16 protein-coding genes are annotated in these 16,629 nt (G+C 54.5%); 9 read left to right on the top strand and 7 right to left on the bottom strand.

Annotated features, from left to right (window positions below):
- Positions 1 to 60: 60 nt before the first annotated feature.
- Both PN477_RS06845 and PN477_RS06840 read left to right on the top strand, forming a co-directional pair.
- Entirely contained in the window at positions 61 to 951 is an 891-nt protein-coding gene (locus PN477_RS06845; RefSeq protein ID WP_272116940.1) for a hypothetical protein, read from the top strand.
- Positions 952 to 988: 37 nt separating this feature from the next.
- On the top strand, positions 989 to 2,929 hold the full coding sequence (locus PN477_RS06840) for a polysaccharide biosynthesis protein (RefSeq protein WP_272116937.1): 1,941 nt from the start codon (positions 989 to 991) through the stop codon (positions 2,927 to 2,929).
- Positions 2,930 to 3,075: 146 nt separating this feature from the next.
- On the opposite strand, the gene PN477_RS06835 is transcribed toward PN477_RS06840, so the two are convergent.
- The 3 genes from PN477_RS06835 to hisH form a co-directional block, all read right to left on the bottom strand.
- Positions 3,076 to 3,819 carry an ABC transporter ATP-binding protein gene (locus PN477_RS06835; RefSeq protein WP_072622892.1) on the bottom strand — a complete coding sequence of 248 codons (744 nt, stop codon included), beginning with the start codon at positions 3,817 to 3,819 and terminating at the stop codon, positions 3,076 to 3,078.
- Complete coding sequence (locus PN477_RS06830; RefSeq protein ID WP_272116933.1) at positions 3,820 to 4,662, bottom strand: ABC transporter permease; 843 nt, start codon at positions 4,660 to 4,662, stop codon at positions 3,820 to 3,822.
- Between the two features lie 83 nt (positions 4,663 to 4,745).
- Positions 4,746 to 5,384 carry an imidazole glycerol phosphate synthase subunit HisH gene (hisH, locus tag PN477_RS06825; RefSeq protein ID WP_272116931.1) on the bottom strand — a complete coding sequence of 213 codons (639 nt, stop codon included), beginning with the start codon at positions 5,382 to 5,384 and terminating at the stop codon, positions 4,746 to 4,748.
- Between the two features lie 79 nt (positions 5,385 to 5,463).
- Between hisH and PN477_RS06820 the strand changes: the two genes are divergently transcribed.
- Positions 5,464 to 5,895 (top strand): NUDIX hydrolase, encoded by a 432-nt coding sequence (locus PN477_RS06820; protein WP_272116928.1) that lies wholly within the window; start codon positions 5,464 to 5,466, stop codon positions 5,893 to 5,895.
- Between the two features lie 225 nt (positions 5,896 to 6,120).
- Entirely contained in the window at positions 6,121 to 7,455 is a 1,335-nt protein-coding gene (ctpB, locus tag PN477_RS06815; RefSeq protein ID WP_272116926.1) for a carboxyl-terminal processing protease CtpB, read from the top strand.
- 110 nt (positions 7,456 to 7,565) lie between these two features.
- Here the strand turns inward: ctpB and PN477_RS06810 are convergent, their stop codons facing one another.
- From PN477_RS06810 to PN477_RS06800, 3 genes are all read right to left on the bottom strand, one after another.
- Positions 7,566 to 9,770 (bottom strand): lytic transglycosylase domain-containing protein, encoded by a 2,205-nt coding sequence (locus PN477_RS06810; protein WP_272116924.1) that lies wholly within the window; start codon positions 9,768 to 9,770, stop codon positions 7,566 to 7,568.
- Positions 9,771 to 9,856: 86 nt separating this feature from the next.
- Positions 9,857 to 10,579 carry a DUF2232 domain-containing protein gene (locus PN477_RS06805; RefSeq protein ID WP_272116922.1) on the bottom strand — a complete coding sequence of 241 codons (723 nt, stop codon included), beginning with the start codon at positions 10,577 to 10,579 and terminating at the stop codon, positions 9,857 to 9,859.
- Positions 10,580 to 10,612: 33 nt separating this feature from the next.
- Positions 10,613 to 11,395 carry a Crp/Fnr family transcriptional regulator gene (locus PN477_RS06800; protein ID WP_272116919.1) on the bottom strand — a complete coding sequence of 261 codons (783 nt, stop codon included), beginning with the start codon at positions 11,393 to 11,395 and terminating at the stop codon, positions 10,613 to 10,615.
- A gap of 152 nt (positions 11,396 to 11,547) precedes the next feature.
- On the opposite strand from PN477_RS06800, the gene PN477_RS06795 reads away from it, so the two are divergent.
- The 5 genes from PN477_RS06795 (at position 11,548) to PN477_RS06775 (ending at position 15,981) form a co-directional block, all read left to right on the top strand.
- Entirely contained in the window at positions 11,548 to 12,603 is a 1,056-nt protein-coding gene (locus tag PN477_RS06795; protein ID WP_272116917.1) for a sulfate ABC transporter substrate-binding protein, read from the top strand.
- 101 nt (positions 12,604 to 12,704) lie between these two features.
- A complete protein-coding gene (cysT, locus tag PN477_RS06790; RefSeq protein WP_417158766.1) occupies positions 12,705 to 13,541 on the top strand; it encodes a sulfate ABC transporter permease subunit CysT in 837 nt (278 codons plus the stop codon).
- Positions 13,528 to 14,367: a sulfate ABC transporter permease subunit CysW gene (cysW, locus tag PN477_RS06785; protein WP_272116913.1), complete on the top strand. Its 840-nt coding sequence runs from the start codon at positions 13,528 to 13,530 to the stop codon at positions 14,365 to 14,367. Before cysT ends, cysW begins: the two co-directional genes overlap by 14 nt.
- Before the next feature lie 110 nt (positions 14,368 to 14,477).
- Positions 14,478 to 15,515 (top strand): sulfate/molybdate ABC transporter ATP-binding protein, encoded by a 1,038-nt coding sequence (locus tag PN477_RS06780; RefSeq protein WP_272116911.1) that lies wholly within the window; start codon positions 14,478 to 14,480, stop codon positions 15,513 to 15,515.
- A gap of 202 nt (positions 15,516 to 15,717) precedes the next feature.
- The gene (locus PN477_RS06775; protein WP_272116909.1) at positions 15,718 to 15,981 is read left to right on the top strand and encodes a hypothetical protein; all 264 of its coding nucleotides are present in this window, start codon (positions 15,718 to 15,720) and stop codon (positions 15,979 to 15,981) included.
- Here PN477_RS06775 and PN477_RS06770 read toward each other — a convergent pair.
- Positions 15,949 to 16,338: a DUF4346 domain-containing protein gene (locus tag PN477_RS06770; protein WP_272116907.1), complete on the bottom strand. Its 390-nt coding sequence runs from the start codon at positions 16,336 to 16,338 to the stop codon at positions 15,949 to 15,951. The genes PN477_RS06775 and PN477_RS06770 overlap by 33 nt on opposite strands.
- Positions 16,339 to 16,629: the final 291 nt, after the last annotated feature.

The raw sequence follows: 16,629 nt of genomic DNA, 5'->3' as shown, positions 1-16,629 counted from the left end.
ACCGGCAGAGTCAGGGTATGCTATGCCTAGATTTCAATCTCTCTGGCATTTTCTGAAAACATGGTGATGAATCCGGAACAGTCCCCAGTCTATGATGACGATGAAATTTCGTTGGTTGATATCATTCGCTTTTTCCAGCGTCGTTGGCGTTTTATCGGTGTCACTACGCTCATGGTAGCGATCGCGGCTACGGCGACAACAGCCTTGCAAGCCACCACCACCTATCAACAAATAATCACGCTTGGGGTTGAACCCGATCCCTTAGATAGCCTGTTGACTCAATTAAACCCAGTTGAAACCCCCCGCCCAGCCCCTAAAACTCCGAGTCAAATTGGCCAGTGGGCTGTGACGGCGGTGGGGACGGTGACACCAGATGCAGTAAGCATTAGTGCCGCTCCCTATGATGCCACGAGCAATACGATCGCCCTCACCCTGACGGCTGCCACTGCACCGCCGTTAGAGGATCAGACAGAACCCCTGATGGCAGCATTAGCGATCGCGTGGCAAGACCCTCTGAATGAGAGAATTACCGATGAATTGAGAACGCTGGCTGTTCAGGATGCCCAGGTAGAGCAAGCGATCGCCAAGTTGGATGCGGCGATCGCCGCCACCCCCCCCGATAATATTGCTCGTCGCACAGCCCTCGAAACACAACGGGCGGAACTCCTGCGAGCCGAGGCCACAGTGTCCTTTCAACAAGGGTATTTCCAGGATATTCAGGACGATCTCGCTGACAATAGTGCGGAATTTTTACCGCTGACTGTGATCCAGGAGTCGGAGATTAGTGCCGTGCAGCGATCGCCCCTCCAGATTGCGATCCTCTCCCTCATTGCGGGCTTTATGGTGGCTACCCTGGCGGCCATTCTGCTCGAACAATGGCCACACTTACAAGCCGAACTAGCAACGCAACAAGACGAGAAACCTAAAGCGGGGGGAGTACGTCCGGAGTGAGGTACAGTGCTAAGAACAATTACGGGATGTGGAATTGATGGGGAAACGAGTTCGCCTACCGTCGGTCTATCGTTTAGCGCATTTTGGCTTAGATGGGTGTGTCGCCTGGCTGATGTGCTTAGTGGCATTTTGGGTCAGGTTTGAGGGTCAGATCGCCCCCCCTCATGTCACCCTGGCCTGGGTGTTACCGTTGATGGCCATTCCCGGACGGTTACTCACCCAAACTTGCTTTGGACTCTATCAACATGTGTGGCGCTTATTTTGCCTCAAAGACTTCATCCGCCTCCTGAATGCAGTGACGTTTTACTCGCTGCTGGTGCTGGTGACAACACGCTTAATTTTGCCGCGCCTAGACATCACCCAAACCGGAATTCCCTTGGGAGTGGCAGTGATTGACTGGAGTTTTTGTTTAATGGGGATGGTGGTGTTGCGCTATGCTCGGCGGCGTTCGGTGCAGCAACCCTTTGGGCCACAGGCGGCGCGTCATCGCCGCACCAAACCAGTACAGCGAGTGCTGTTGATTGGGGCGGGTCAGGCAGGGGCGTTGGTGGTGCAGGAGAGTCGCCAAAATGTGGATTTAGCCCTAGAGATTGTCGGGTTTGTGGATGACGATCGCACCAAAGTCGGCCGCACCGTCGAAGGCGTGAAGGTCTTGGGCACAACCGCGCAGCTTGTGGAGATTGCCCAATACCATGGCGTTGCCGAAGCCCTGATCACGATTCCGTCTGCCCATCCTGACCAAATCCGGCGGATCTTGGCCTTGGTCAACTCAACCCCGCTCACCCTCAAAATCCTGCCCGGCCATGCAGAACTGTTGCGCGATCGCTCCCTCACCCCCCAAGCCCGCGAGATCCAAATCCAAGACATCCTGGGCCGGGCAGAAATTAACCTGGACTTTGGCGAGGCCTTTAACACTCAACTCCCCTCCGCCCGCCAGCAAATTGAGCAGCGCACCGTCCTCGTCACCGGAGCCGGCGGTACCATTGGCTCGGAAATTTGTCGCCAAGTGGCCACCCTGCGACCTCACCAAATTTTGCTCTTGGGGCGCGGCGAAAATAGCATTTTCACCATTGAACAAGAACTACGGCGCACCTTCCCCGACTTGACGCTTCAGCCCCTGATTGCTGATATTCGCCACCGCGATCGCATCACCGCCCTGCTGCACCAGTGGCGACCGGAAATTATTTTCCACGCCGCCGCCCATAAACATGTGCCGCTGATGCAGCAAAACCCAACGGAAGCCCTGGAAAATAATGCGATCGCTTCCGCCGATCTCGCCCGTCTCGCCACCGAAGTCGGGGTGAAAACCTTCGTGATGATTTCCACCGACAAAGCCGTCGAATCCAGTAATTTCATGGGCTTAAGCAAACGCCTCGCTGAACTCTTGGTGCGCTCCTTTGCCACCACCGGGACAACACGCTTTTTGGTCGTGCGCTTCGGGAACGTCCTCGGCAGTCGCGGCAGTGTTGTCCCCATCTTTAAAGCCCAAATTGCGCGGGGTGGCCCCGTCACCGTCACCGATGCCGCCATGACCCGTTACTTTATGACCACCCCCGAAGCCTCGCAACTGGTGATTCAAAGTTTGGCGGTGGGTCAATCGGGACAAATCTTAGTCCTGGACATGGGCGAACCGGTGAATATCTACGATCTCGCTGAACAGATGATTACCCTGGCGGGCTTCACGCCAGGTCACGACATTCCGATCGCGATTACGGGGCTACGGCCAGGCGAAAAACTCCACGAATCGCTCTTCAACACCAGTGAGCAGGTTCTCACGACAGCACACCCCAAAATCCGCGCCGCCTCTAGTCAATTCCCCACCCTCGACAGCAGCGAAACGATCTATCACAAGCTCCAGCAGGCAACCCAGCACCCCCAATATTCCGAGCCAGAACTGTGGCAATTGGCTCAACAATGCCGCCTGGATCTAGAAGCCCACCTCATTGATCAAGGCTCTCAAATTCTATCGTCACCCTAGCGCCATGACACAGCCAAAATGATATTTTATTGTAGGGTGGGTTAGGCGGATTAAATTCCTGTTATCACTGCAATTCAGCGATCCGCTGTAACCCACCAATTAGCGTGTGCCGTAACACTAGCGTCAGGGGGCAGCAGCACGTCGGCTCAGGGTGGAGCAATGCCGTCAAGATACTGATCCACAATGTCCTTCGCATCACCCGCCGCTTGAATCGAGCCATTAGACAGAAAAATACAGCGATTGCAGGATTCGCGAATAAAGTCCATCGAGTGGGAGACCACGAGGACGGTAACGTGATCTTGCCAAAACGCATCTAACCGCTTTTGGCATTTGCGCATAAAGCTTTCATCGCCAACGGAAAGCACTTCATCCAAAATCAAAATATCGGGGTGAACATCGGTGGCGATCGCAAACCCCAACCGCGCCGTCATCCCCGACGACAACGCCTTCACCGGCGCGAGATAGTAATCATTCAATTCCGCAAAATCTAAGATGGAAAACGCCCGCTGCTGCATCTCTCGGCGGGAAAATCCCAACATCACCCCATACATCACGATATTATCGAACACCGATAATTCCACATCAAACCCCGCCCCCAACTCAATCAAGGGCGCAATATTACCCCGCACCCGTAACGTGCCGTGGGTGGGTTCTAAAATGCCACTGATCACCTTCAGTAAGGTGGATTTTCCAGAGCCATTGGGGCCAATAATGCCGAGCTTATCCCCCCGCTCAATCACCAAGTCAATCCCATCTAAAACGAGCTTGCGTTTTGGACGATTAAACTTTCCCTCTAGCACTGACAAGACTGTTTTTTTTAAGTCATAGGAAAACTCTTCTTGCGTGCGTCGCCAAAGGGAGACTTGATCCAGTCGAATCACTTCCTGCATTTACAATAAGTCCATAAAACGGGGTCGCCACCACCGAAAGCAAAGCCAGCCCATCAGCAGGAAGAGCAAGCCATACATCAAGCTCAGGAATACCTCAATGAGATTTGGCCCGCCTAGGTTTTGACCATAGCCCCAGATTGTGATCACTCGACCATCTAAGGCAATATCGCGAATGCTATCGATGATATCAATTAGGGGGTTTAAGGTCAAAAAGGGTTTGATAGCATCCGGAATAATGTCCTTGGGATAAAACACGGGGGAACTAAACCACAACACAAAGGTGACAAGTTCGTAGAAGTACGGGAGATCTCGAAAAAAGACAAATAAGGCGCTCACAAAGAGGCCAATTCCCGTACAGACTAAAACTAGGGAAATAAAGGGAAGCATGAGGGCGAGAACGTTAAGAAGGCTGTGCGATCGCACCAAGGTGACAATCGCTAATAGCGGAAACATTCCCACACAAAATTGAAAGACATTAGAGGCAATCATGGCGACCGGAAACACACTCACCGGCAGCTTAATTTTATTCAGTAAAACACCATTTCCCACGACGCTAACCAGGGCTTGGGAGGTTGACCCTGAAAAGAAATGAATCACGCTCAACCCCGTAAAGGCGGCGAGCATATAGTCAACTAGAGAATCCCCATAATACGGCGAAAACACATCACCAAAAATCGCGGTGTAAATGCCCGTCATAATCAGAGGGTTTAACAGTGACCAATAGACCCCCAAGAGCGATCCCCGATATCGTGCTTTTAAGTTACGTTGAACCAACACATATAGGAGTTCCCAATACCGCTGTACCTCTGTTAAACGGGCGGTGTTTTTGAGCGAGATCGCCATAGGCCTCAATAAATCTTAGGAGGGTATTGTATCTTGACGGTGGAACCTTTGGCGAGTTTCAACAACAGAGGGAATGGGACGGATCAGGACACCAATGCAGCGGTTTTAACCTGACGCACGAAGTTCGCCAGCAATGTTAATCCGGCGGTGGAGGATTTTTCGGGGTGGAATTGAACAGCGGTGATGTTTTGGGTGGCGATCGCTGCCGTCACCACTTGCTGCCCATGTTGCACCGTGGCCGCGCAGACCGCCGGATCAACGGGATCAACATAGTAGGAATGGACAAAGTACACGTAGGGCGATGATCCTAACCCTTGCCAACTCCAATGGTGGGGCTGGGTGAAGTCCAACGTATTCCAGCCCATGTGGGGAATGGTTAAGCCGGGTTCAGGGCGAAAACGGCGGACATAACCGGGGATAATCCCTAATCCGGGTTCAATGCCTTCCTCTGACCCTTCAAAAAGTAAGTGGAGACCGAGACAAATGCCTAAAAAGGGTTTGCCGCTGGCGATCGCATCACGAATCGGCCCCGCCAAGGAACGCGATCGCAACTGCTGCACTGCTGGATCAAACGCCCCCACCCCCGGCAAGACGATCGCATCCGCCCCAAGAATTTCCGCCGCAGCACTCGTCACCACCGTTTGCGCCCCGGCTTCCGTCAACCCCTTACAGGCCGAGTGCAAATTCCCCATGTCGTAGTCAATCACGGCAATCGTCGCCATCTTCAAAATTCCTCAACGCTATTGCCTATGATTTAGGCATCCTAACCATCCATCTTAAAGGGACTCTTTACCTCTCGTCATGGCAAAACCGGAAGTCGCGATCGCAATCATCCCATCCCAAGACCACTTTCTCATGCAACTGCGGGACGATATGCCCGGCATTGCTGCCCCCGGACAGTGGGGCTTTTTTGGCGGCCACCTCGAACCAGGAGAAGACCCCGCCACCGCCCTCAAACGGGAACTCTACGAAGAAATTCGCTACACCCTCACCAGTCCCCCCGTTAAGTTTGGTGAATATCCCGATCAGCACGTCCAGCGCCATATTTTTGTCTGCCCTCTGACAGTTCCCCTCGATCAGCTTGTCCTCCAAGAGGGGTGGGATTTAGGACTAGTCAGCTCAGCCGCCATTCAACAAGGGGAGCAATACTCTCCGGTCGCGCAGGAAGTTCGTCCCCTCAGTGTGCTTCACCGTCAAATTTTGTTAGATTTTATGGAGAGTCAAAGAAGTTGAGAAACTGTCTATATTCCCTCGTCAAGGTAAATTCTGAGTGAGTTTTTCCGCATTTGTTTAAGCCATGGACTGGGCGAACGTTCAGACAATCAGAAAACTGGCTGATTCGTTCACTACGTCCTCAAGCTCTTGATTTATCCTGAGAATTAGCCTGTACCCGCCCCTGTGCGGTGATGTTGGGCTACTCTTGCTCGATTCCGCCCCCTTCTTCGTCAAGTCGAGATTATGAACCGATCTGCCTTTAAACCCTCCGCCTTTTTGCCTTCTTTCCTTCTCAACAGTGCGATCGCTACCTTAGCCACCGCCTCAATGCTGGCCCCTGGCATTACCCCCGCAGTGGAGGCTGCTCTGGAGGATAGCCCCAAAGTGGTTATTGATGAAGTTTGGCAGATCGTCAACGACGAGTTTGTGGGCACAGACTTCGACATGAATGCCTGGCAGGCCACACGCCAAGAACTCCTAGGCCGACAGTATCTATCCCAAACCGATGCCTATACCGCCATTCGGGACGCGCTCAAACTGCTCAATGATCCCTACACCCGCTTCCTCGACCCCAGTGAATATTCTGACCTCACCAATCAAACCTCCGGCGAACTCTCTGGGATTGGGGTTCAACTCACGGTTGATGAACAAACCAGTTCCTTAAAGGTGATTCAACCCCTAGAAGATTCACCGGCAGCGGCGGCAGGCATTGAAGCGGGCGATCGCATTCTCCGCATCGACAATCGCCCCACGGCCCTGATGACCGTCGAAGAAGCCAGCGAAATCCTGCGCGGCGAAGAAGGCAGCACCGTGCGCTTACAACTGGTGCGCCCCCAAAAAGGCCTGTTTGAAGTGACAATCCAGCGGGCACAAATTGAGGTTCCCGTTCTGCACTACAGCCTCCAACAGGAAGGCAACCTCAGCATTGGGTATTTACGTCTCGATGAGTTTAGCTCCCACGCCGCTGAACAAATGGGGAAAGCGATCACGGCCCTGGAAGCCCAAAACGCCCAAGGTTTCGTCCTCGATCTGCGGGGCAATCCGGGGGGACTGCTGTTCGCCAGTGTGGATATTGCGCGGATGTGGATGGAAACCGGCATGATTGTCCGCACCGTGGATCGTCAAGGGGGCGATCGCCAATACAGCGCCAACCGTACTTCCTTGACGGAACTGCCCCTCGTGGTACTCGTGGATCATTACTCCGCCAGTGCCAGTGAAATTCTCGCCGCCGCCCTCAAAGACAACGGCCGGGCGATCCTCGTCGGCAGTCGGACCTACGGCAAGGGAACCGTCCAATCCGTCCATCAACTCTCCGATGAATCCGGCCTCGCCGTCACCATCTCCCGCTACTATCCCCCCAGCGGTATCACCATCAACAAACACGGTGTCACCCCCAATATTGAGGTGGATCTCAGCCGCGATCAGCAACGCCTCCTGCGGGCGAATCCGTCCATCCAAGGAACCCAGCGTGACCCCCAATATCAACGGGCGATCGCAGCCCTCCAAGAAACCTTTTTTGGCATGACCGTTCCGGCCCTGCCCACACCGATCACCCTCAACGGTCAACAGCCTCGTTAGTCCCCAAAATCCCGCCCAATCCTTATCATGCCCATCAATCCGGGAAGAAACGTCTCTCATCCCCAAAAACAAGGGGCTAAAGCCCCTTGTTTTATGCTGTGATTTGAGCCTTATTCGGTGATTTGATCGACGATTTCGGGACTGTAAACCCGTAAATAATTCCAATAATTGCCAAACACGGATTCCACATAGCCCTGGGTTTCACCAAAGGGAATCTCCTCGACAAATTGATCCACATCGTTCAAGCCAAACCGCTGCACCCATTGGCTGACATTGCCCGGCCCCGCATTGTAACTAGCGATCGCCAGCATCGAATTACCGTCATACTCCCGATGGGTATAGTCCAAAAACCACGTCCCCAATTGAACATTGTCATCCGGGTCAATCAGTTGATAGTCACCCATCCCGCTTTGTTCAGCCACCCATTCCCCCGTTTCCGGCATCACTTGCATTAAGCCGATCGCCCCCGCTGATGACCGAATATCCGTTTGAAAGCGGGACTCTTGACGGATGAGAGCAATGACCAAGAGGGGATTGAGTTGACGCTCTTGAGACCATTTAAAGACGGTTTCACTAAAGGGAAACGGAAACAGGGTTTGCCAATAGTAGTCCTCGTTGCGCAGGGCTTGCCATTGGGCCTCGTCTTCTGGACTGTCGCGCTCTTTGAGGCTCCAAATGTCCGTAATGCCTCGGATATAGTCCCCCAGAGCGACCTTAATCATGCCTTCGGTGAATTGCTCATTCACGGTCAAATCAGCTTGATCGCCGTAGTGGAGGGTGGTGCGATCGCCCATTTCCCCATACCACACCAGCTGGGCATCGTGATCCTGACCCAATTGATACAGTTCTTGGAACAGAGCCGATCCGGCCGGGGGAAGCGGTCGCACCGTGGGAAGGGTGATCCGAGGAGAAAGGGCGCGCACCGTCGTAAAACTGCCCACATCCAAGCCGAGGAGGGAGGCCGATCGCCAGGCATAGTAAGACTCTGGATGCTGGGTCAGGACATAGCGATAGGCATCGTTCGCATCGTCCGTGCGTCCCAGTTCATTGGCCCATTTCCCCACCCAAAATGCGGCTTTGGGCGCGAGGCTATGTTTTGGGTCATTGAGGGCGATGGGATAGGCCCATTTCCACGCATCACCATAGTTGCCAGCTTCGGCTTTGGCCTGGGCCTGCTGCCAACGATAGCGGAGGGCCGCATCGGAGTTGGGATAGCGATCCAAGAGGGCTTGACGAGCTTGGCCGGCGGCATTGCCCCGGCGCAATTCCTCTAAGCGATCCGCTTTATTCACGAGGGCGGTGGGGGCGTGGTCTGGAAATTGGCGGATCACTTGGTTGAGGTGGGGAATGGCATCTTCGGCACTGGACAGACGCGCGAGGTGTAACAAGCCTTGGCCGGTGTCTTCGGCATCTCCGAAGGTGTTAGCGAGGTTTTGATAACTGATTTTTGCTTCGCTGCTTTGACCTGAAATATCTTGGCCGCGGGCAATGCGGTAGAGATTTTGGGCGGTGCGGGGGGCACGACGGTAGGCGCTGGCGGCGTTGCCATAGCGCCAGGCTTGCCAATAGCCATCGGCGATCGCTTGCCAATCGGTCGGGGTGAGTTGATCGGCGTAGTTTTCCACAAGATAATCGCGCAATGGGTCGGTTTCAGCACTGCCGCTGTCGTAGCGCACGAGGAATAAGAGTAACTCCGGCTGCTGAAGTTGGCCATCGAGGCGATCGCGCACCATCTGATGCACCGCCGGATGGTGAGGATGTTCAGCGATCGCCCGCTCCCAATCGGCCGGATCAGTCTCACCCAGCTTGACCAACGCCTCCCCCACCATCACAGAATCAGGATACTGCTCCACTAAGGCTTTCAACGCGGCGGTGGCCTGCTCAGGGTTGTTCGTCAGTGCATACCCCCGCGATCGCTTCAGCAAAATCGCCGGAGCCAGCACCGGATAGTCTGTTTCCAAACCATCCAACAACCGTAAGGCCCGCCCCCCTTCCAGTTCCGTCAAGAGATCAATCGCCAGCAAATAACGAGCCCGGTACTGTTCAACCCCATGCCCGGACTGAGACACCAGACGCTCCAACGCCGGGCGGCGGTCTTCTACGGACTGACTCACCAGAGGCAACACCTCCGATTGGTCATCTAGGGGTTTTTGATTGCGTTCAAAGGGAGACGGGAGGGAAAATCGAGGCAGTCCTAACTTCGTAAACCATCCCTGCTGTTGGGCCCAAAGGATGCTGCCGCCTAACAACACAAGACCCACAACAACCCCAGAGCTTATGGTGAGTAAAGCTTGCCAGGTGCGACTTTTTGCCATACGAAATTTCTGTTTTTCACACTTCTAGACATCTTGACATAATCCCGCTGTCACGGTGTGCTCTCGATTAGGATTTTTTCCGCCCCTTAGTAGTCATAATCGAATAGGATTTGAATCCACTTGGGGGGGCGAGGAATGGGGGTTTTGAGGCGATCGCACATCAGCAACGCCACTAAATGCACCGTGAACAGATAGATCGCACTATTCACCAGCAGGAGCGCGATCGCCGCGATTTCCACCCAGACCCGTTCCGGCTGCGTCAACAACCCCAGCCGCATCACCACCCAATCGGCCCAGGTCGTCACCTGATTAATCACATAGACCCACAAATTTTCCCCCAGCAAAATCGACAGCAACCAAAACCGAAACAAAAACCCCAGCGTTCCCAACAGCGTCCCCAACAGAATCGACCAATACCAACTGCTCCCCCGCCGCCACATCATCCCCAACTGCACCCCCATCAAGCCGTAGGGCATCACATACAGAATGCTCCGCGTCGGCCCCATCAACACCGACAGCAACATCCCCGACACCAAAGCCGCCATCCAAGCCGCCCGCCGTCCCCGCCGCAAATACACCAACGCGATCGGAATCGGAAAAAAGATCCGCAAAATCGGCCCCAAGGGAAAGTAATAATTAATCAGCCAAATCAAACTCGCGGCACTCGCTAAAAAGGCCGTCTCCACCATCACCAACGGCGTGCGAGAGGTTTCGGATGCTAAAGAGAGTACGGGAGACTCCGGTTGAGTGGGGGGGAGATCGTCATCCAAATCAACCCAATTCACATCATCATTGGTACTGTGTGTCATTGCCGCCCTTGCCAATCGTCCGACGATCATATCCTACCGAAGCGGCCACCAAGTCACCTTATCCCGCGTCGCGCTGTAGATATCCTTTAATCCGTTGGGATCAGCAATATAAACGCCATCTTCGGTGACGGCACTTTTGGGCGGCTTGGCGAGATACCCTTCCTTTTGTAAGCCTTTGAGCACTTGTTCGACGGTGCGGGGGTTGAGTTGACAGGCGCGGGCAATGACATCAATGGGCAGGTCAAGGTGATAGAGGCCGTCGGGGTTGGGTTGGTTGCCCAGTTCTCGTTCTTGGTAGATGAGGGCGCGGAGCAGGGCCGCGACGGCTTGGGGGGGGTAGGTGCTGCAATTGAGCAGATGATATTGAAATTTGATGCGCAATTCAAAGAGGTATTGGTAGCGATCGCGCAATTCAGGCTGTTCATGATACATCCCCTCCAGGGCAGCGAGGGGAAGTTTCAGCACCTGAGTTGTTTTGTAGGCTTCTACTAAACTCGGAAACGCCCGCGTTGCCTGACCATGACTGAAAGGGAGATTGCGCATCCCAAAGCAACTGTAGGGATAGGTAATCGACACAATCCGATCCAGGGGCGTGCTGCGCGTCACGATCAGCCCGTCTTGAATCACCACGTACAGCACATCTAGATAGATGTCGGGCAAGAATGCCGTATAGACCGGACGGTTAGAAAAGAGCGTCTCCAGGTGCAACGACTCCTGCGGCAGATAGGCCCCTAAGGTGGCTGGAGTCATGCCCCGAAAGAGATACACCTGTTCGCACAAGGTTGTCAACAGGGCTGAGGCGGCGGGGTTAGACATGGGTATAAAGAAACGATCACGCTCCCATGTTCCCACAGCCATTTCTGACTTTAGGGAACAATTGAGTTTACATTTGGCTTGTAGTGAAATACAATCAAGATACAAATTCAAAACTGTCTCGTTGGGATTTGAATCTATTTGAGGAACGTTTTATGACTATCGCCGCACGTCGTCCGTTTCGCCCCTGGTTGGGTTTGGCAATGCTGGGATTGAGTGCGATCGCTGCCTGCACCCCCGTCCCCAACGCTGACCTAGCCCCAAACTCCAACCCCGAAACCGTTCAATTGACGCTCGTGTCCTACGCCGTCACCCAACGGGCCTACGAAAAAATCATCCCGATGTTTGCGGAAGAATGGCAGGCTAAAACGGGGCAAACCGTGATTGTTGATCAAAGTTATGGCGGGTCAGGATCGCAAACACGAGCCGTCATTGATGGCTTAGAGGCCGATGTGGTGGCCTTGGCCTTGGCATTAGATACCCAAGCCATTGAACAAGCGGGCCTCATTGATCCCGGTTGGGAAACGGAAGCCCCCCACGCTGCGATCGTGACGCGATCGGTGGTGGCCTTGGTGACGCGCCAAGGGGAGCCGCCGGTTAGCGGTTGGGCGGATTTAAGCCAGGGCGATCGCGCCATTGTCACCGCCAACCCGAAAACCTCCGGGGGCGCACGGTGGAATTATCTCGCCCTCTGGGGCGCGATCGCCCAGTCTGGACAATCCGACACCGCCGCTGCGGATTTTGTCGCCCAAGTGTATGGCAACGTCCCGATTTTGCCGAAAAATGCCCGTGAAGCCAGCGACGTATTTTACAAACAAGGCCAGGGCGACATCCTGATTAATTACGAAAACGAAGTGTTATTGGCAGCCCAAGAGGGCGACGATCAACCCTACACAATCCCCACGGACTACAACATTTCTGTAGATAACCCGATCGCGGTGGTGGATGCCAACGTGGATCAGCGTGGCACACGGGACGTAGCCGAGGCATTTGTGGCGTTCTTGTATACCCCAGCGGCCCAGCGGGAATTTGCCAAGGTGGGTTTTCGTCCGGTGGATGAAACCGTTGCCGCTGAATTTGCCGCCCAGTTTCCCACCATTGAGCATCTGTTCACCGTGGCAGATTTAGGCGGTTGGGACATGATCCAAACTCAATTTTTTGATGATGGTGCCGCCTTTGACCAAATGATTGCCGCCCTCGGTCAACGCTAATCCTGCCAGAAAAACGGGCGGGAGATCCCTGCTGTCCATTTCCCGTCACGCTTCAACGGTTCCGATTCAATGCAAACCTAATCGCATTCTGATCCAGTTCTATGTTGAATTTCCTGCCTTTGTCCTCTCCTCAAGCGCGGCGCTGGTCGTGGCCCTGGGTGATCACTCTCGGTTACCTCAGTGTGATGCTCATCCTGCCGGCGATCGCCCTCATCCAAAAATCCCTCTCCCTGGGGTTCTCCGAATTTTGGCAAATTGCCACGCAACCCATGGCCCTGTCTGCCTATAACGTCACCTTCCTCACGGCCCTGGCTGCCGCTGGGGTAAATGGGGTGATGGGCACGGTGATTGCCTGGGTGTTAGTCCGTTACGACTTTCCGGGGCGGCGGATCGTGGATGCCTTGGTAGACCTGCCCTTTGCCCTGCCGACCGCCGTGGCCGGGTTGGCCCTCGCGACGGTGTACAGCGATCGCGGTTGGGTCGGGTCGTGGTTCGCACCCTTAGGGGTCAAGATTGCCTATACCCGTCTAGGGGTCTTTTTGGCCATGGTCTTCATTTCCTTGCCCTTCGTCGTCCGAACGCTGCAACCGGTGTTACAAGCCATGGAAACGGAAGTCGAAGCCGCCGCGCGATCGCTGGGCGCAACCCCAGGGCAAGTCTTTCGCCGCGTCATTCTCCCGCCCCTGATGCCGCCCATTTTGACCGGGGTCGCCTTGGGCTTCTCCCGCGCCGTCGGAGAATATGGCTCCGTCGTCTTGATCGCGTCGAGTATGCCCTTCCGTGATTTGATCGCGCCGGTTCTCGTCTTCCAACGGCTTGAACAATACGACTATGCCGGAGCCACCGTCGTCGGAACCGTGTTGTTACTGGGTTCCCTTGCCGCCTTATTGGTCATTAACCGCCTACAACAATGGGGACGCTATTATGCAAGCCGCTAAACCTGCCTCGCAACTGACCTCCGGCCAATGGCTCCTGACGGGGCTAGCCGTGACCTATCTCGGTTTTCTGTTTATTTTGCCCGCCTTGGTGGTGTTTACCACGGCCTTTAGTGACGGGATTCCCGCCTTTATCACCGCGCTCCAGAGTCGCGCCTTTCTCCAAGCCACCCGGCTAACCTTGATCGTGACCGCGATCGCCATCCCGATTAACACCCTCTTTGGCCTCTGCGCCGCTTGGGTCATCGCTCGCAATCAGTTTCGCGGCCGGACGTTGTTGATGAGTTTGGTGGATCTACCGTTTTCCGTGTCGCCCGTGGTGGCAGGGTTGATGTTGGTCTTGCTCTACAGCGATCGCGTCGGTTGGTTCAGTCCTGTCTTAACCGCCCTCGGTGTCAAAATCATCTTTGCCCTACCGGGGATCGTCCTCGCCACCCTATTTGTCACCTTGCCCTTCGTCGCCCGAGAAGTCATTCCCGTTCTAGAAGAGTTAGGGTCAGAACCCGAAGAAGCCGCCCGCATTCTTGGCGCGACCCCAGGGCAAATTTTTCGCCGCGTCATCCTCCCGCATATCCGTTGGGGGCTGCTCTACGGTATTTTGCTCACCAATGCGCGGGCGTTGGGAGAGTTCGGAGCCGTGGCGGTGGTGTCCGGCAGCATCTTAGGCCGCACCGCCACCTTACCGATTTTCGTCGAACAATCCTATCAAAACTATCAATCAGTCGCTGCATTTTCCGCCGCTGTGGTGTTAGCCGGACTCGCCGTTTTAACCCTGATCGGCAAAGCCATTTTAGAACGCTATTACCTCCACAAACTCCCCACCCATTAAGCACGGTTGCATCGCCAACTCCCTTGGGCCATGGGACTCTCTCCCCATCTCCACCCCCCAGACCCCACCGCGATATCAACCCCATTCACCCTTAAACCGCCCGGAGCATTATGAGCATTATCGTTGAAAACATCTCTAAACAATTCGGTCAGTTCCAAGCCCTCGATCGCGTCAGTTTGACCATTCCCGATGGTAAATTGGTTGCCCTGCTGGGGCCGTCCGGTTCCGGAAAATCCACCCTGTTGCGGGCGATCGCTGGTTTAGAACCCCCGGATCAGGGTCGAATTTGGATCAACGATCAAGACATGACCCATCTCAATGTTGAACAGCGCCAAATTGGGTTTGTGTTTCAACACTATGCCCTCTTTAAACACCTCACCGTCCGCCAAAATATCGCCTTTGGTCTCGAAATCCGCAAGATCAACCGCCCCGACATTCGCCAACGGGTCAATGAACTGCTAGACCTGATTCAATTGGCCGGATTGGGCGATCGCTACCCGATCCAACTCTCCGGTGGTCAACGGCAACGAGTCGCCCTCGCCCGCGCCCTCGCCGTCCAACCCCAAGTGTTATTACTCGATGAACCCTTTGGGGCCCTCGATGCCCAAGTCCGCAAAGATTTACGGCGTTGGTTACGCAACCTACACCACGAAGTCAATGTCACCAGCGTCTTTGTCACCCATGATCAAGAAGAAGCCATGGAAGTCGCCGATGAAATCGTCGTCATGAACGAGGGCAAAATTGAACAAATCGGTTCACCCCAAACCATTTACGACTATCCCGCCACCCCGTTTGTAATGAAATTTGTCGGTGAAGTGAATGTGATCCCCAGTTTTCTCCACCAGCCCCAGGGCTTGCCCCATGACATTTTTGTGCGCCCCCACGGGGTCAAACTCCAAACCCAAGTGACCGACACCAGCATCCCCGCCAAAATCATCCAAATCATCCATCGGGGTCGGGATATTTATCTGGAATTGTCCCTCCTCGATCGCATCCCCTTTATGGCTCAAATGAACCGAGACGAATGGCAAGCATTAACCATGCCAGCGGATCAATGGGTGCAGGTGGAATTATTACAGCCGATTACGTTTCCCCAAGCATCCGCGTCCCCTCATCGTCTGCCCGCCGATTCTGTCACTGCCGCGTAACCCCATCCCTGGGGTGGGCTGTTCGCTCAAATTCAGGTCAGGTCTTCGGAACAGCGGGAACTCTTTCCGCCGCAGACTGTCCACACCTAAAGCTCCACCCCGGCGATGGTATCGGCTGAAACCCAAGGTAAATGCCTGCTAGGATGAATAGCCGGTGTCTCTTTTGATATCTGGCGCTGTTTTAAACTCATTTTCAAGCTCTATGAAACCTCAAACCGTTGCGCTCTTTACAGCAACCCTGCTGCTTATTGTCGGCTCCAACTGTCTCACGCCGGATCACAGTGATGCGGCTGTGCCAGAAGCGATCGCCACTGAAACCCTTGACCTCCATAGATCCGATTTCGGGGCCAACGGCGATCCCCGTCTCTTAGCCCTTCTTTACGAAGCCAGCATTGTCGATGTGAACGCCAAACGCAGCGACCAGAACACCGCCCTAATCCTGAACATAGTCCGCGCCCTGGACTAGGGCCAATTCCGCCCGGACGAACTCCCGCCCTAAATACAGCGCATGATCCAGACACGACAGCGGGCAGGGTTTGGTCTTTTCGGTGATTTCCATCCCCAATTCCTTCGCCGTCCGACCTTTAAAAATCTGAGTCGGGACACGTTCCACCTTGCCGCGCACCGGTAAGGGTTTCCCTGTTTCTGGGTCGAGGGCGAGGCCCTTTTCGCTGATCGTGTTGGTGTAGTGGGCGGCGCAAATTAGGCCGGCCTCTCGTTCGAGAAAAATCAGAAAATACCCGTCCGGATCAAGCTCAATAAAGCGTTTGGAAAGTTGATCGTCTAAAGCAGCGAGATCCGCTGCATTGATTTGTGTGGGCATTAGAGTACAATTCCGCAATTCAATAGTTCAGAGGGCCTATTGTAGCGGCTTCGCTCACAGGGGGGCGGGGGTTAGCCGCGCAGGGCTTTTTGGAAGTTTTTGCGGTAGGACTTGTTGACGATCAGGAGGGCGGGCCAGAAGAGGGCAAGGTTGACATACTCCTCGCGCTAAAGCGACGAGGATTCTGCGATCCTGGCGTAGCCAGCAAACCTTCGTTCGTCTTACGACTACTCTCGCACTAGACAATGCCCTGCCTAGCTGAATGATTCAGACTCCAGAGTTGGTTTTCTT

Source organism: Spirulina subsalsa CS-330 (assembly GCF_028330765.1).
Lineage (GTDB): Bacteria > Cyanobacteriota > Cyanobacteriia > Cyanobacteriales > Spirulinaceae > Spirulina > Spirulina subsalsa_A.
The sequence above is the reverse complement of the archived record's forward strand: the minus strand, read 5'-3'. Positions and strand labels throughout refer to the sequence as shown.

Coding starts and splice junctions, on each gene's coding strand:
- PN477_RS06845 (WP_272116940.1), top strand. CDS start 61: ATGGTGATGAATCCGGAACAGTCCCCAGTCTATGATGACGATGAAATT.
- PN477_RS06840 (WP_272116937.1), top strand. CDS start 989: ATGGGGAAACGAGTTCGCCTACCGTCGGTCTATCGTTTAGCGCATTTT.
- PN477_RS06835 (WP_072622892.1), bottom strand. CDS start 3,819: ATGCAGGAAGTGATTCGACTGGATCAAGTCTCCCTTTGGCGACGCACG.
- PN477_RS06830 (WP_272116933.1), bottom strand. CDS start 4,662: ATGGCGATCTCGCTCAAAAACACCGCCCGTTTAACAGAGGTACAGCGG.
- hisH (WP_272116931.1), bottom strand. CDS start 5,384: ATGGCGACGATTGCCGTGATTGACTACGACATGGGGAATTTGCACTCG.
- PN477_RS06820 (WP_272116928.1), top strand. CDS start 5,464: ATGGCAAAACCGGAAGTCGCGATCGCAATCATCCCATCCCAAGACCAC.
- ctpB (WP_272116926.1), top strand. CDS start 6,121: ATGAACCGATCTGCCTTTAAACCCTCCGCCTTTTTGCCTTCTTTCCTT.
- PN477_RS06810 (WP_272116924.1), bottom strand. CDS start 9,770: ATGGCAAAAAGTCGCACCTGGCAAGCTTTACTCACCATAAGCTCTGGG.
- PN477_RS06805 (WP_272116922.1), bottom strand. CDS start 10,579: ATGACACACAGTACCAATGATGATGTGAATTGGGTTGATTTGGATGAC.
- PN477_RS06800 (WP_272116919.1), bottom strand. CDS start 11,395: ATGTCTAACCCCGCCGCCTCAGCCCTGTTGACAACCTTGTGCGAACAG.
- PN477_RS06795 (WP_272116917.1), top strand. CDS start 11,548: ATGACTATCGCCGCACGTCGTCCGTTTCGCCCCTGGTTGGGTTTGGCA.
- cysT (WP_417158766.1), top strand. CDS start 12,705: ATGTTGAATTTCCTGCCTTTGTCCTCTCCTCAAGCGCGGCGCTGGTCG.
- cysW (WP_272116913.1), top strand. CDS start 13,528: ATGCAAGCCGCTAAACCTGCCTCGCAACTGACCTCCGGCCAATGGCTC.
- PN477_RS06780 (WP_272116911.1), top strand. CDS start 14,478: ATGAGCATTATCGTTGAAAACATCTCTAAACAATTCGGTCAGTTCCAA.
- PN477_RS06775 (WP_272116909.1), top strand. CDS start 15,718: ATGAAACCTCAAACCGTTGCGCTCTTTACAGCAACCCTGCTGCTTATT.
- PN477_RS06770 (WP_272116907.1), bottom strand. CDS start 16,338: ATGCCCACACAAATCAATGCAGCGGATCTCGCTGCTTTAGACGATCAA.